This is a genomic window from Enterococcus sp. FZMF (assembly GCF_030263915.1).
In the GTDB taxonomy this organism is placed as follows: Bacteria; Bacillota; Bacilli; order Lactobacillales; family Enterococcaceae; genus Enterococcus_D; species Enterococcus_D casseliflavus.
This window is the reverse complement of record NZ_CP127160.1, coordinates 3,264,512-3,280,025: the sequence shown is the minus strand read 5'-3', so window position 1 is coordinate 3,280,025 and position 15,514 is coordinate 3,264,512. Positions and strand designations below refer to the sequence as shown.

At 37.5% G+C, this 15,514-nt stretch carries 16 protein-coding genes; 11 read left to right on the top strand and 5 right to left on the bottom strand.

Annotated features, from left to right (window positions below; translation table 11 throughout):
- Positions 1-236 precede the first annotated feature (236 nt).
- On the top strand, positions 237-683 hold the full coding sequence (gene rplM / locus QN079_RS16035; RefSeq protein ID WP_301280258.1) for a 50S ribosomal protein L13: 447 nt from the start codon (positions 237-239) through the stop codon (positions 681-683).
- 15 nt (positions 684-698) lie between these two features.
- The gene (gene rpsI, locus QN079_RS16030) at positions 699-1,091 is read left to right on the top strand and encodes a 30S ribosomal protein S9 (protein ID WP_003128901.1); all 393 of its coding nucleotides are present in this window, start codon (positions 699-701) and stop codon (positions 1,089-1,091) included.
- Positions 1,092-1,178: 87 nt separating this feature from the next.
- Here rpsI and QN079_RS16025 read toward each other — a convergent pair whose 3' ends face one another.
- The 5 genes from QN079_RS16025 to QN079_RS16005 all read right to left on the bottom strand — a co-directional run bounded on the left by QN079_RS16025 (position 1,179) and on the right by QN079_RS16005 (position 4,173).
- Positions 1,179-2,411, bottom strand: a complete 1,233-nt coding sequence (locus QN079_RS16025; protein ID WP_289230138.1) for a site-specific integrase — start codon at positions 2,409-2,411, stop codon at positions 1,179-1,181.
- A 74-nt stretch (positions 2,412-2,485) separates the two neighbouring features.
- Positions 2,486-2,737 carry a helix-turn-helix domain-containing protein gene (locus tag QN079_RS16020; RefSeq protein ID WP_289230137.1) on the bottom strand — a complete coding sequence of 84 codons (252 nt, stop codon included), beginning with the start codon at positions 2,735-2,737 and terminating at the stop codon, positions 2,486-2,488.
- 284 nt (positions 2,738-3,021) lie between these two features.
- Entirely contained in the window at positions 3,022-3,234 is a 213-nt protein-coding gene (locus QN079_RS16015) for a helix-turn-helix domain-containing protein (RefSeq protein WP_289230136.1), read from the bottom strand.
- 74 nt (positions 3,235-3,308) lie between these two features.
- Positions 3,309-3,701 (bottom strand): sigma-70 family RNA polymerase sigma factor, encoded by a 393-nt coding sequence (locus QN079_RS16010; protein WP_289230135.1) that lies wholly within the window; start codon positions 3,699-3,701, stop codon positions 3,309-3,311.
- Between the two features lies 1 nt (position 3,702).
- The gene (locus tag QN079_RS16005) at positions 3,703-4,173 is read right to left on the bottom strand and encodes a hypothetical protein (RefSeq protein WP_289230134.1); all 471 of its coding nucleotides are present in this window, start codon (positions 4,171-4,173) and stop codon (positions 3,703-3,705) included.
- Positions 4,174-5,227: 1,054 nt separating this feature from the next.
- Between QN079_RS16005 and QN079_RS16000 the strand changes: the two genes are divergently transcribed.
- The 9 genes from QN079_RS16000 (at position 5,228) to QN079_RS15960 (ending at position 15,409) form a co-directional block, all read left to right on the top strand.
- Positions 5,228-6,595: an MFS transporter gene (locus QN079_RS16000; protein WP_289230133.1), complete on the top strand. Its 1,368-nt coding sequence runs from the start codon at positions 5,228-5,230 to the stop codon at positions 6,593-6,595.
- Positions 6,596-6,806: 211 nt separating this feature from the next.
- A complete protein-coding gene (locus QN079_RS15995; RefSeq protein ID WP_289230132.1) occupies positions 6,807-7,721 on the top strand; it encodes a sugar phosphate isomerase/epimerase family protein in 915 nt (304 codons plus the stop codon).
- A gap of 54 nt (positions 7,722-7,775) precedes the next feature.
- Positions 7,776-8,735 (top strand): ROK family glucokinase, encoded by a 960-nt coding sequence (locus QN079_RS15990; RefSeq protein ID WP_289230131.1) that lies wholly within the window; start codon positions 7,776-7,778, stop codon positions 8,733-8,735.
- A gap of 214 nt (positions 8,736-8,949) precedes the next feature.
- Positions 8,950-9,408: a C-glycoside deglycosidase beta subunit domain-containing protein gene (locus QN079_RS15985; protein ID WP_289230130.1), complete on the top strand. Its 459-nt coding sequence runs from the start codon at positions 8,950-8,952 to the stop codon at positions 9,406-9,408.
- A 16-nt stretch (positions 9,409-9,424) separates the two neighbouring features.
- Positions 9,425-10,558 carry an IolE/MocC family protein gene (locus QN079_RS15980; RefSeq protein ID WP_289230129.1) on the top strand — a complete coding sequence of 378 codons (1,134 nt, stop codon included), beginning with the start codon at positions 9,425-9,427 and terminating at the stop codon, positions 10,556-10,558.
- Position 10,559: 1 nt separating this feature from the next.
- Positions 10,560-11,741 carry a lactonase family protein gene (locus QN079_RS15975; protein ID WP_289230128.1) on the top strand — a complete coding sequence of 394 codons (1,182 nt, stop codon included), beginning with the start codon at positions 10,560-10,562 and terminating at the stop codon, positions 11,739-11,741.
- Positions 11,742-11,768: 27 nt separating this feature from the next.
- The gene (locus tag QN079_RS15970; protein WP_289230127.1) at positions 11,769-12,881 is read left to right on the top strand and encodes a Gfo/Idh/MocA family protein; all 1,113 of its coding nucleotides are present in this window, start codon (positions 11,769-11,771) and stop codon (positions 12,879-12,881) included.
- A gap of 59 nt (positions 12,882-12,940) precedes the next feature.
- On the top strand, positions 12,941-14,035 hold the full coding sequence (locus QN079_RS15965; protein WP_289230126.1) for a Gfo/Idh/MocA family protein: 1,095 nt from the start codon (positions 12,941-12,943) through the stop codon (positions 14,033-14,035).
- An 18-nt stretch (positions 14,036-14,053) separates the two neighbouring features.
- On the top strand, positions 14,054-15,409 hold the full coding sequence (locus tag QN079_RS15960) for an MFS transporter (RefSeq protein ID WP_289230125.1): 1,356 nt from the start codon (positions 14,054-14,056) through the stop codon (positions 15,407-15,409).
- Positions 15,410-15,514 lie beyond the last annotated feature (105 nt).

The following is a 15,514-nucleotide window of genomic DNA, read 5'->3' as shown; positions in this document are numbered from 1 at the left end:
GAAAGTTTATACATGATATTCATAAAGTTATTCAGTTTTAGAAGCCTGCAACAACAAGTTTCGTTTTTCAGAGAAAATAGCAGAAAACGAATGGAGAAAATTTTCAAAAAGAGGCGGAATTACGTTGACATTAGGCTTTATAGAAGGTATTATGTTATATGGTATTGTTTGCCCCACAAGAGCCCCGGAAACTCAAGTGTATGTCAAACATTCGTGAAATTGAATTGGAGGAAAAAATTGTGCGTACAACATATATGGCCAAACCAGGCGAAGTAGAACGTAAATGGTACGTAGTAGATGCAACAGATGTTCCTATGGGTCGTCTTTCAGCAGTAGTAGCATCTGTCTTACGTGGTAAAAATAAACCAACATTCACACCTCATGTGGATACAGGCGATTTCGTAATCGTCATTAATGCAGAAAAAATCAAATTAACAGGTAACAAAGCAAGCGATAAAATTTATTACCGTCACTCAAACTTCCCAGGAGGATTGAAATCAGTCTCTGCTGGAGAATTACGTGCTAAAAATTCTCGTCGTTTGATCGAAACTTCTGTAAAAGGCATGCTTCCTAAAAACACTTTAGGCCGTAAACAAGGAATGAAACTTCATGTTTATGCTGGCGCTGAACACCCACATGCTGCACAACAACCAGAAGTATTGGACATCACAAACTTAATCTAATAGGAGGGAATTTCATTGGCACAAGCTCAATATATCGGCACTGGCCGTCGTAAAAATGCAGTAGCCCGCGTACGTTTAGTACCAGGTACTGGTAAAATTACTGTTAACAAAAAAGATGTTGAAGAATACATCCCACACGCAGACTTGCGTGAAGTAATCAACCAACCATTCGGCGTTACAGAAACTAAAGGTTCATACGATGTTTTTGTAAACGTAAATGGTGGTGGATACGCTGGACAATCAGGTGCAATCCGTCACGGTATCGCACGCGCATTGTTACAAGTTGATCCTGATTTCCGTTTAGCTCTTAAACGTGCTGGCTTACTTACTCGTGACGCACGTATGGTTGAACGTAAAAAACCAGGTTTGAAAAAGGCGAGAAAAGCAAGCCAATTTTCGAAACGTTAATATTGTTGACATATCAACGTTTTATAGACACTTTCCATCGTATGGAGGGTGTCTTTTTTGATTTTTAGAACACATTTTGGAACACATTTATTTAGTTTGCTCTTTATTTAGAACACTATTAAATGCTTCGTAAACTTTCAAATCTACAACATTGGGTGTATTTACATACATTTTTGTAGTAGATACATCCGAATGCGTCAAAGCCGCAGAGATTTGACTAATGTTTGCTCCACCTTGTTTGGCGAGTGTCGCAAAAGTATGACGTAATTTGTGTGGAGTCAAGTGTGCTAAATGTGGATGTCGTCTTCTAAGTGTGTTTATTCGATAATTCAAATAATCTGTATGGACGGGACAGTTTACTTCTCCAGTGGGTTTGCTATAAGTGAACAAATATTGTTCAGGTGTTTGTTGAATCTTTAATTTTTGAAGCTCTAACTTTTGAAGTTTCTTCCATTCACGAAGTAAAGAAATGACCAATTCGGATACTTGAATCAATGTATCTTTCTTTCCTTTGGTGTATTTTTGTTTTTGCTTTTTATTTAAAGAGAATTTTAGATGAACGGTGCTATTTCCAAAATCAATGTGTTGCCATTGTAAAGCATAAGTTTCACTTTTACGATCTCCTAAATATAGTGTAAGCATAAAAAGCGTGTAATCTTGAAAACTTAGCAATTGGTTACTAAGATCACTTTTAACAGCGCATAACCAATCAGACAATTCGTTTACGGTTAAAGCTTGTTTTCCTTCATGAACTCTTTTTTCTTCTAGAGCAATTTTTTTAGGAGAAGTGATACTTTGAATAACTTTTGTCGTTCGATTAAACTCAATGTAACCAAGTATTTCAGCTATATCAAATATAGAACGAACATAGCTTTTTAAAATTTTGATATTAGCGTAATCTCGCGATTTTTTAGTCAGTTCATCAGAGATAATTTCGGTATTTGCATTGAGATAATTCAGGGCATAGCTCCCAAACATTGGTAAGATATGCAAACGGAACAAATCTTTGGTATTACTAATAGTAATATCACTAGGTATTTGATTTCCTCGTCCAGTTTGTCCCAATTCATATCTAGGAAGCCACTTTAATTTGTAGAACTCTTTAAATTGGATAGTCCCTTTAATCTCTAAAACATTGGCATTTTCCTCTCTTAAGACTTGCATAATTTTCTTCTTCATATCATTTTCTGCTTTGGTAGCTAACGGTTTTGTGGGAAATGTTTTTTGGAATTTTTCAGATTTGATACCTGTTAATTCTTTAAATTTTTTAGGATATCGCAAATTTGTTTTGTATTTCCCATTAGATAATTTTGTAGGCATGTTACCTCATCTCCTTCATAAAAAATGAGGTAGTATATTTCGTTACTATCAGTATAAATGGTTCAATATGAAAGTTAAAGAGTTTTAAAAGTGTTCATAAATTCCTTAATGTCCTCTATATCAAATCGAATAATCCCGTTAATTCTAATCACAGGGAAATGATATTGCTTAATCCACTTATCTAAGGTGTTATTATCGATACCTAAAAAATCGCAAGTCTGTTTTTTATTTAGGTAAGTTTTTGATTTTATGAGTATGACCTCCTTTTTAAGTACTTTAAAATCTAAATAAATTTGTTCATTTTTGAATCGCTTTAGGAAAAGCACATAGGAATTTCACCTCTCCCCAGTTTACGGCGAGCCTTACGGAAGTATCATTATTTTCTGTCATTGTCATGGCGACTTGAGTTCCTAAATCAAGTGTAGTGTTAAATATTTTTCGCTGAATTTGGCCATGGCGTATTTACACTTAGCTCGAATGACAGGAAACGTGATTCAAAAATGGCTATTCGATTTTCAAGGAACGCTTGGCTTTTATGCCTTCATTAAATAAATAGCAACCAGCAATCATTTTGAAACCTAAAGTTCAAGAATGATTGCTGGTTACTTTTTTAGTCGTCAGTATATTTAATTAAATCAAAAGACTGAACCGCAATAATAAACTGAACTGCTAACTCTTGATAACAGTCCTCATTTATTTGATTAGTGTAGCGACGTGAGTATTTAATAATAGATGGTTCGAATTCTAGTAATAGCTCAAGCATCGCTTTCTGGTCACCATTTTGAGCCTGGCGAATTAAAGGAACAAGATTTTTAACCTCCATGTTCTCCCACCTTAAATTTAGCTTTTTTAAATGATGAATTTAAGGCGGAGGTGCGCGTATTTGCTTATAACTTATTAAGGGAAAAGAACTTTTCTCAATTTGAAATAAATAGCTCGCTTTTTTTTAGAGATTGCCTGACTACTACAATGAAGTTTTTGTCCGATATCAGCATCTGATTGCTTCTTCAAGTGCTTTTCTTTCAAAATAAATAGCTCTTCATCTGTTAATTGAAATAAACTTAAATGAAGTTGCTTGTTTAAAAATTGTTTCTCTAAAAGAATATCTGGTGTGGAAGAATGTGTTTGTTTTAATAGCAACTGTTCAGTAGTATCTTTTGAGTCAATCAATAATTGTGATTCACTAGAAAAAATACGTCCTTCTCTTTTATAAAAAGCATTTGCTTGGCGTTGTAGGGTAACTGTGACATAACGAATAAAGATGTAAGTAATCTCTGGTTCAGTTTTCATATCACATCCCCCTTTCTAAATTTGGCAACCGGTATTGCCAGTAACCACGACAAGGCTTTTCGATCGGCAAAGATCGTTCCTTTAGCATTTTCGGTAGGATATTCGCGGACAAATTCTGATAAGTGACGTGAAGTTCGTATTCAGTATTTAATTTTTCCAAAATCTGACTATTATTAAGTGGTACAGGATTTCCTTTAAGAATCGATAAAATATTTTTAGAAATGCGGTCAAATGAAACATAGTGGGAACTTTTGTTCTTACGATAAAAGGAATCTTGAGATTTAATTTTTTCCTTTTCAAGTAGAGGCAAAACTGTTGTTTCTGATTTTAATAAAGGAGTAGAAGGCATAGTATCTAAGAAGCCTAAACGTTCTTTCATCTCATAGTACTGTTTACTTAATTCCCTACGTTCAGCAATCAATTCCCTCATCAAATTGTAAATTCTCTTTTTTTCTTCTTGTATATCTAACATAAAAATCCCTCCTACAAAGTAAATAGGAGGGAAACGTGTTTTTGAAACTATATAGTTCAAAGAAATTAATTATAATTTTTATAAAATGTGTTCTCTATTTTGATTTGGTAGGCTTTATCGTTTCTTGCTGCAAAATAAAATCTACGATATTACCATCGTGGTCAACATCATTTTTCAAACTGTCTTTTCGAATTAAAAAATTATCGAACATGTAAATGTCCTCCCTTTTGTTATTTGCTATACTTATAATTTAAGCTATTTTGTAAGCGCGCTCCATTTCATTTTTACCCATTATTACTGCAATTTCACTCTTATTTTTTTATCCCAGATAAACGGTTTCTGAGAAAAGACAAAATTTAACTATTATATTTTGTCTCGTCCATCTAAAAACACTCTTTTTGCCACAACGTTTTGTTTTCTTTTTGTCATTGCCACAGTCAGTATCCCACAATGTCTTGTCCTAAATAATTCACCGTAATTGTTAAGGCGGTCATAGCCTTTTGATTCCCTGCCTCAAGCCAAGTAAAAATGTCAATGGCTGAAAATTGTTTTGATTCCCCTTCACTGACATCTGTCCTTAAAGTAACAAAGACCATATAGAATTTTCCTCTCGCAGTCTCTTCTATGAACAGAGTATAGGCTTTCTTAAACTTCTGTTTAATACTATTTCTAACAACTTTTAATATTAATTATAACTAGCCTAAGAGTGACCTATTGATAAAAATAAATGAAGATTTAAGACAAATGTAAAGGGTTTTAATGTTTAAACAAAACTAACTGATTCATAATTTATACTCTAAATCTTGTGCTTTTTTCTTTTATTTAATTACATCTTTTAGAAAAGGCTCTCTAAAATAGTTGTTTTGTGTAAAAAAAATATAGTTAAAGACTCTCAAAAAGACTAAATTTGAATATATAAACAAAGGAGGAAGTAGGAATATTCCATCTGCCCGTATTCGCTCAATGGTTCAGTGGAAATAATAATGACCAAATAGTAACTGGTCTTATTGTAGAGATTTGTTTTGATGTCAGAATTTAATTTTGGAGGGGTTCTATGAATCAAAAAGTATTAAATTCATTTCTTGATAATAGCAAGTTTAATGGATTTCATAAAGTATTGTTGGCGATTGGCTTTTTTGTCATCACATTCTCTGGGTATGAGTTGTCAGTTTTCGGCTCTATCGTACCAGTGGTTATTAAAGAATGGAATATCAGCACGACACAGGTTGGTTTTATTGGAAGTTCAGCTATGTTTGGGATGATGCTAGGGGCTATTTTACTAAGTTTTTTAGCAGATAAGTTTGGTGTAAAGAAATTATTGATTGTATCTATTTTTATCTTCAATTTTTTCATTGTATGTGCGACTTTTACTAATAGCGGGCTAATGTTCGGGATTTGCCGATTTATGGCTGGTGTTGGCAGTGGAGGAGCAACCCCAATTGTTATCTCCTTATTAACGGAGTATTCTCCAAAAGCAAACAAAGCCAAAATGGTTGCTTTTGCTATTTGTGGTAATCAAATTGGTGGAATCTTAGCTCCACTAGTGGCGATGAATGTTATGCCGCAATTTGGTTGGAAACCTGTGTTATGGTTCTCTATTTTACCTTTGTTACTAATCCCTGTATTCATTAAGGTGATACCTGAATCAGCACGCTATTTATCTCGAAGTAATCAAATAGATAAATTAAACGCGACACTAACGAAAATTGATCCTAATTATCAAGAAGTTTTGGAATCGAATGCAAACACTATTTCTGTTGATGCTGAGGATGAAAAAAACGCAGAAAAGGTTTCTTACCTAAAGCTTTTCAACAAGCAATATGCTCTAGGAACAGTCCTTATTACGTTAATTTATATTTGCGGGCTGCTTACTATTAATGGTGTAAATGTCTGGCTGCCGCAGGTAATGAACTCAAATGGCTATGCATTAGGCTCTAGTTTAACGTTTTCCGTAGTGTTAAATTTAGGTACGCTTTTAGGCACCGTTCTTTGGGCAATTATGGTAGATAAAGTTGGCTTTAGAGTGTTGATGCCGATCATTTATTCTGTTGGAGCAATTAGCTTGTTTGGTATGGGCATTAAGGCAAACCTATTGGTTCTTTACCTGTTTGTTGGTTTAATCGGTATGTTCGCATTTTCGGCACATTCATTAATGAATACATTTGCGTCTCAATATTATCCAGCCGAAATTCGTACTACAGGAGTAGGTTTTGCGAATGCAACAGGTCGAATCGGAGGCATGTTAGGACCGATTGTTGGTGGAATGTTGCTTACAGCGAATGTCTCAATCACTATGTGGTTTTTGGTTTTTGCGATACCAGGTCTTGTTGCCGCTATATCAATAACGCTAATTAATATTCAAACTAAGTATCTTAAACAAAAAGACAGTGTGATTGCAGAAAATACGATTGTGGAAGAATAAGGTCTTATAGCAATCAAGCAACTTTGCTTGGTTGCTTTTTATGTATATAAAGCAAGATATGACTATTAAATTTTGTTCTATACGGAATGAATGATTTGAAGAACAAAAATTAGGATAAATATTTCAATGGATATTGAATAAAACTTCCAATGCTTTAGCAATTTAGTGACATTAGAATAAGAATATGAAAGAAAAGAAAGAAGGGAAAATCATGAAACTAGGAATCGTCAGTGCGATTTTTGATCAAAGTAATTTTGAAGAGATGATCGATATCGTAGCAGAAAATGGTCTTGATTGCGTGGAAGTGGCTTGTTGGCCAGCAGGGAAAGCAGAAAGGCGATATGCGGGAGTATCTCATATCGACACGAAAAATTTAACTGAGGAAAAGGCGACAGAGATTTTAGCCTATTGCAAACAAAAGAAGGTAGAAATCTCTGCTTTAGCCTATTACCCTAATCCATTGGATGAGAATCTGGAAAAACGGCAGGAAGCGATCGGCCATTTGTACACCTTGATCGATGCGGCGAGCTTAATGAATATCAATTTAGTCACAACGTTTGTCGGGCGGATGCAAAGCAAATCGGTCTCTGAGAATTTGAAGGAAGCGGCTAAAGTTTGGAATCCAATTGTTAAATACGCTGAAGAGAAAAAAGTAAAAATCGCGATCGAAAATTGTCCGATGCTTTTTACTGAAGATGAATGGCCGGGAGGACAAAACATTATGACCTCGCCTAGTAATTGGCGTAAAGTGTTTGAAGTAATCGATAGTGACTACTTTGGGATTAATTACGATCCATCCCACTTTATTTGGCAGCAAATCGATTATATTCGTCCTTTGTATGAGTTCAAAGAGAAAATTTTCCATGTTCATTACAAGGATATCAAAGTATATGCCGATAAGTTAGCTGATGTTGGAGTGATGGCTACACCGTTAGAATACATGAGTCCGAAATTACCAGGTTTAGGTGATGTTGACTGGGGGCAATATGTGTCTGCTTTAACGGATATTGGTTATGAAGGGTACACGTGTATTGAAGTAGAAGATAAAGCTTTTGAGAAAACTTATGAGGATGTCAAAAAGTCTGTTACTTTAAGTACGAAGTATTTACGAAATTACATTATTTAGAGAATTTTAGCGAAGAGAACGAAGTATTCGTTCTCTTTTTTAGGAGGAAAAGCAATGATTAAACAAATGATTGGTATTGATATAGGTGGAACAACAATTAAGTTAGCTTTGATCGATGTTTATGGAGAGATCCATAAAAAATGGCAAATCCCAACTAATATCACTGAAAATGGCAGAAATATACCGACTGATATCGTTCGAAGTATTCAACAAACGATGCTTGAACAAAAGGATCAGCGAGCAGAAATTATTGGGATTGGTATCGGAGTTCCCGGACCGATTTCACCTGATGGGCAGATAGTCGTTCGTGCTGTGAATCTGGGTTGGGAAGACATGCCGTTAAAATCAGCGATTGAAAAGGAATTGGATATTCCAGTTGTACTTTTAAACGATGCGAATGCAGCAGCTCTCGGTGAGATGTGGAAGGGAGCTGCGAGAGGGAAATCCAATTTGGTTTTTGTTACTTTAGGGACGGGCGTCGGTGGAGGAATTATTCTAAATGGAAAAGTGATTAATGGCGTTCATTCTTCTGGAGGTGAAATCGGACATATCCCTGTTTATTCGCAAGAACAAAGAACCTGTGGATGTGGGAATATTAATTGCTTGGAGACCTTTGCTTCTGCAAACGGACTCGTAAAAACGATGGAAAATCTGTTGGAGGAGAATCAAAAGAAATTTTCAGCCATTGATATTTTTACCTGGCTTGAGGCAGGGGATCAAAAAGCTATGACCGCCTTAACAATTACAGTGAATTATTTAGGCCAAGCCATCGCTGGAATTATGAATACGGTTGATGCAGAGGAGGTGGTGATCGGCGGTGGGTTGTCTGGAGCCGGCGATGTGTTGTTAATTCCATTGAAAGAAAAAATTGATCAATTTATTTTTCCAGCGATTCGTGGAAACTACAATGTAAGCAAAGCACAACTCGGAAATGACGCGGGAATCTACGGAGCGGTCTATTCGTATCTGTCTAATAATGAGATACTGACTGTGGAAGAAACGTTACTACTATGACAAAAAGAAAACAAAAGATTGTGATAAAGAGAGTGTTCTTAGACGGACGAGACAAAATATAATAGTTAAATTTTGTCTTTTCTCAGAAACCGTTTATCTGGGATAAAAAAATAAGAGTGAAATTGCAGTAATAATGGGTAAAAATGAAATGGAGCGCGCTTACAAAATAGCTTAAATTATAAGTATAGCAAATAACAAAAGGGAGGACATTTACATGTTCGATAATTTTTTAATTCGAAAAGATAGTTTGAAAAATGATGTTGACCAGGATGGCAATGTGGTGGGCTTTCAATTTGCAGTAAGAAACGCTAACTACCGGGGAGTATTCTTGTCCCTTCACAATGGTTACTATATCAAAGTAGATGATACTGAATATCCAAGAGAATTGCAGACCTTTGAAGTAAATGGGAAAGAACCTCGTGACTTTGAAGAAATCAAGACAGCTGTTTGGGAGCATTGGGATTACGATGACGAGGGAATTGTCCATGTGAAAAAGTCAGGTGGATTAGCTCCTGGAAAACACACTTTAGCCTTCCAGCAATCTGTTCTGGCGGCATACGGATACATGCCAACAGACGAAGAATGGGTGAAAAATCCTCCAGTTCCGGGTTCTGGCGCAGGATCAGATAAGACACGCAATATCGTAAAATATGAATTGGAATTACAAGTATAGAAAGGAGCATTTAGTAATGGGAAAAATCAAACGCGGCGTTTCATTTTACAGTTACCAACAAACGCAATTTTTTAAAGAATTGGATTTAGAAGGACAGATCAAAGAAGTAGGAACGAATCTTTTTGGAGCGGATGGGATCGAGATTTTAGATGAGATGTCTCTAAGACAATACCCAAATCCGCCAGAGGAATTTTTCGATCAGTGGTTTGAATGGATGGATAAATACAAGACGACTCCTGTGACTATGGATGTTTTCCATGATGTTTTGCAATTTCGTGATCATGTGATGAGCTATTCAGAATCAGCAGAACGCTTGAAAAATGATATTCGCTTGGCGAAACGCTTAGGCTTCAAAAATGTTCGGACATTAGCAACCACACCAGTTGAAATCATGATCGAAGCCTTACCAGTCGCAGAAGAATGTGACATCAAATTAGGAAAAGAAATCCATGCACCAATCCCAATCAATGGTCAGTATGTCAATGAGATTGTGGAGTATGCTAAGAAATCTGGAACCAAGCACCTAGGACTCGTTCCTGACTGGGGCATCTTTGCTTTTCGCCCTTCTGAAGCAGCTTTGGAATGGTACATGCGTCAAGGAGCGAAACAAGAAAGCTGCGATTTAGTCGTTCAATTATGTATGGATAATCATTTAGGCAAGAGCAATGAATTAAATGAAATTGATCTTTCATTATATAGTGCAGGAAATGTCCAATCCTTGTTCCATCGTTATTTGAAGCAGGATGAAGCACCGGATGATTTATTGCCGGCTTTTAAAAAAATGCAGCAAATGATTCGTGACAATGTGCCAGATTATACAGATATCGATTTTGAAGTCATGTCACAAGCATTATTGCTTTCTAGAACGAAACCAGAAGACTTGGGAGCGATTATGCCTTACATCGTGAGCATCCACGGTAAATTCTACAATATGTCTGAAATTCCTGGGAAACCTGGTCAATACCAAGATATCGCTATCGATTACGAAGGACCGATCAAATTTTTGAAGGAAAATGGCTATGAGGGCTATATCAATTCAGAATATGAAGGCCAACGCTACTATCAAGATCGCACGGAGAAAGAGTTAAATAGTGAAATTGAACAAGTGAGAAGACATCAAGAAATGCTAAAACGGTTGATTGGTGAATAGGATGAATAAACAAGAAATCATTTATGTAGGAGCATGGGGTGCGGATATTCAAGGGGTGAATAACCCCGAAGCAGGTGATGGCGGGATCAAAGTTTACGATGCGGAAACACTTGAACAAGTGTGCAAAGTAACGTCCGATGTTAATGTCGGTAGTATGGCGGTTGCTAAAAATGGTCACTATATCTATGCCACGGATGAGCGCAAAGATCTAGGTGGTGTACATGGAAATGGCGGTGGTATCGCTGCTTATGCAGTTGATGGAGCTGGAAAACTTTCTTTCCTAAATGAAGTTTCTTCAGCCGGAGCCTATCCTTGCTACATTACAGTAGATAGTCAAAATAGATACGCTTTTGCGGCTAATCACGGCAATCATGAAGAAGTGATTACCCGCAGTGTGCGAACAGAACAAGGAACATATGTAGCCAAACGCTTCTTCGATGAAGGCAGCATCGCGATGTTTCCGATCAAAACAGATGGGAGTTTAGGGGAATGCTGCGAGCTTAAGGTTTTGGAAGGTTCTAGCGAATTGCCGCTATTCCAATGGACAAGTCATCCCCACAGTGTTTGTCTCGATCCAACCGAAAACTATCTACTTTGTGCAGATAAAGGCTGTGATCTGATCCATGTCTATAAGATCAATTATGAAGCAGGAACTTTGAAGGAAGTCTGGGCTCAAGAAACCGAAAAAGGATCAGGACCACGGCATATCGCGTTTCATCCAACCCAGCCGATTCTTTATTGTAACAGTGAGCAAAATCATACAGTCCATAGTTATTCTTTTGATCCACAAACAGGAGAGATGAACCATTTAGATCGCACAGTTACAGTATCAGACGACTATCAGCCAAAGGACGATCCAACTGATATCTTTGCTCTTAATCAAACAGCCGATCTGAAGGTACACAAATCTGGCAACTATTTGTATGTCTCAAATCGTGGCGATGATAGTATTGCAGCTTATCGCTTGAGCGGGAACGGAAAAATGGAATTGATCGAAATCGTTTCTTCAGGCGGAGCGATTCCTCGCAGCATTAATTTTGATTTAGCGGGTGATCATTTATATGTAGTGAATCAGCGTTCGGGAACGATCAATAAGTTTTTAGTCGGTGAAGCTAATGGAAAACTAACAAATACGGGCATAGAAATTCAAGTAAATAATCCAGTAAATATTCAATTTGGTTAAGACCATGTAACAGAGAGGAAGAGAAAAATGGAAAAACTAAAAATCGGCATTATTGGAACAGGAGGTATTTGTAACAACAAACACCTTCCATCCTTAGAAAAAGTAGCAGATAAGGCGGAAGTTGTGGCATTATGCGATATTGAAGAAGAAAAGGCATTGGCAACAGCCGAGCGTCATAATCTGAAGAATGTCAAAATATACACAGATTACAAGGAATTATTGAAGGATCCAAGTATAGATATCGTACATGTTTGTACACCAAACGTTTCTCATTGTGAGATCACAGTAGCAGCATTCGCTGCTGATAAGCATGTGTTATGTGAAAAACCAATGGCGGCAACCACGGAAGATGCGCGTAAAATGATGGAGGCTTGGAAAAAGAGCGACAAAAAATTTACTGTCGGTTACCAAAATCGTTTCCGTCACGATGTACAAGTCTTGAAAAAAGCCTGTCAAGCTGGCGATTTAGGAGATATTTACTACGGAGAAGCGAATGCAATTCGCCGTAAAGCAGTACCAACTTGGGGCGTCTTCCCGGACAAATCCAAACAAGGCGGCGGTCCATTGATTGACATTGGCACGCACGCGTTAGATATCACATTGTGGTGTATGGACAACTACGAAGTGGATAGCGTTAGCGGTCAAGTGTTCTATAAATTAGGGAACCTACCATCAGCAGCTGAAGGTAATACTTATGGCGCTTGGGATACTGAAACCTTTGAGGTAGAAGATTCAGCGATGGGTTTTATCAAATTCAAAAATGGTGCGTTAATCAACCTGCGGGCCTCGTGGGCATTGAACTATATGGATGCCAGAGAAGCGGCAACGACGCTTTGCGGAACTCTAGAAGGTGCTGAAATCAAATATGGCGGAAGTTATGAAAATGCGGAACTATGGTTCAACCATACTCGTCATGGGAAAATGAGTGAAGAAACCTTATCTGGTGAAGCCTTAGTGGACTATTTCGAAGGCGTTAATGAGCCGGCTGGAGTAGTTGAAGCGAAGCAATGGATCGATGCGATTTTGACAAACGGTGAACCATGTGTGAAACCAAACGAAGCCTTCAAAGTTACGCAAATTTTAGATGCGATTTATCAAGCTTCGGATGTAAACCAAACAATCAAATTAGAGATGGAATAAGCTGAACAAGACGGTCAGGTATTGGCCGTCTTTTTTGAAAAAGAAAGGACGGAAACATCATGAAATACAGATACGCAGTAGTGGGATACGGCTTTATTGGTCGCAGGCATGTGGCGACGTTAAAAAGTTTAGATAATGTAGATTGTGTAGCGGTTTGTGATACAAATCCACAGCGATTAGAAGAAGTGCGTAAGATTTATCCAGAAATCGAGATCTATAGAACAATTGACCAGCTTTTGGAAGAGTCAGATATTAATGGTGTGATCATCTCGGCAAACAATAATCAGCACAAAGAATTAGTCATCAAAGCTGCGCGGGCAGGAATGAATATTATTTGCGAGAAGCCTGCTGCGATGAGTGTAGCGGAATTCGATGAGATGATGGATGCCGTTGATCAAGCAGGCGTTACCTTAACGGTTCATCAGCAACGTCGCTTTGATAAGGATTTCCAAACCGTTAAGAAATGCTACGAAGAGGGCACTTTGGGCGATATCTATACGATCAAAAGTTCGTTATATGGGTATAACGGTAATATGCATGATTGGCATGTATATAAAGCAGAAGGTGGCGGAATGCTTTATGATTGGGGTGTTCACTTGATTGATCAGATTTTATACATGATTGAAAGCCCGTTAAAAGCAGTGTTTGCTGATGTCCGCAATGTAATCAATAAAGAAGTCGACGATTACTTTAATATCTTGTTGCGCTTTGAGAATGGTATCACGGCAGAAATTGAATTAGGGACCTATTATTTATCTGATCAAAAAGACTGGTTTGAGCGTCATTGGTATATGGGAGGCAATACAGGAAGCTTGTACGCCAATAAATTTGATCCAGAGGGCAAGATCGTTCGTACAACGAAACTACTGGAAAACGTCAATGAAGATCAAGATAAGTCAGCTAAGTCTTATGGACCAACGCGTTCATTTGGCGTACCAGAACCAGGATTGATTGTGACTGAGGACATTCCAAAGGTTGACAGTGAGCATATTGAATTTTTTGAAAACTACTTTGCTACTCTAGATGGCAAAGCAGAACTATTAGTTAAACCGCAAGAAGTTCGTAAAGTATTGGAAGTCATGGAGGCTTGCTGGAAATCTGCCGAAACATTCTCAAGTGTGGCATTTGAGCCATCTATAGAAGCAATGGTTTAGTTTTAAGGAGGAAAGAACATGCAAGAAAATGTAGTAAGTAATTTTATTGATAATAGCAAACTTGGAAAATTCCATATTACGTTAGTTGCTTTAGGGGTCTTTCTAATTGCTTTCACCGGTTATGGAGCAACAGCTTATGGCTCAATTATCACTTCAATCACGTCTGAATGGAACTTAAATGCGACAGTGTTAGGGTATATGGGCAGCCTATCTGAATTTGGCTCGATGTTTGGTGCAGTGATCTTAAGTATTATCAGCAATCGTTTAGGTGTGAAAAAGGTCTTGATCGGTTCAGTCTTGATATTCTGTGTCTTTACCTTTGGACAATCCGTGGTAAATACTCCAGTATTATTCGCGATTTTCCGATTTTTGGCTGGGGTTGGTTTTGGTGGGGTAATTCCGTTGGTCATCTCATTGCTGTCAGAGTATGCGCCAAAGAGCAGCAAAAGTAAATCCGTGGCAATCGCCTTGTGCGGGAATCAAATCGGCTCGATTATTGCTTCTTTATTAGCGATCGTTATTCTGCCGCGTTTGGGTTGGCGTCCGGTACTGTGGATGGCTTTCGTTCCTATCTTGTTCCTAGTTTTCATTATTAAACTTGTGCCAGAATCAGCTCAATATCTGGTAAAACATCAGGAAACAGAAAAGCTGAAAAAAGTATTAGAAAGAATTGATCAGAATTACACGAAGAAGGTTGACCTTGAACAGTTGAAAACAATGAATGCTGAGGGTACGCAAACAGAAAAAAAAGTATCGTACTTCGCACTTTTTAATAGCCGATTCATTCTCGTAACATTACTGGCTTGTGTCATTTATATTATGGGGTTACTTTTTATTAATGGTGTGATTGTTTGGTTGCCAGGTGTGATGGTTCAAAATGGCTTCTCCTTAGGCTCTAGTTTAGCATTCTCGATTTTCTTGAATGTGGGAACGATCGCGGGGACGATTGTCTGGGGTGCTGTGGCTGATCGTAAAGGATTTAAGGTACTCTTACCAGCTATTTATGGGATTGGAGCAGTTGTATTGATGCTGATGGGTGTAAAAACCAATATCATCATTTTATATCTTTTTGTATTCTTAATTGGTTTCTTTTTATTCTCAGCGCATAGCTTAGTTAACGCGTTTGTTTCCCAACATTATCCAGAAGAGCTACGTACTTCAGCGGTTGGCTTGGTGAATAGTGTTGGACGTCTAGGCGGAATCTTTGGACCGACATTAAGCGGGTTGTTGTTATCTGCTAACGCATCAATCAGTACATGGTTTATTACTTTTGGTACTACAGGATTGATTGCTGCTGCTTCCTTCGTGGTGATCAATTTGATTACCAAGACAAAGGAAGCGGAAAGGGATAAAGTTGATACCGTAAAAGGTTAACTAAAAAAAGCAGTTGGTAATTTATCAACTGCTTTTTTATCTAAGCAAACTTTTAGTGTCCTGGTTATCAAAATGAAAGCGGTTTGCTATAATGGAAAATAAATG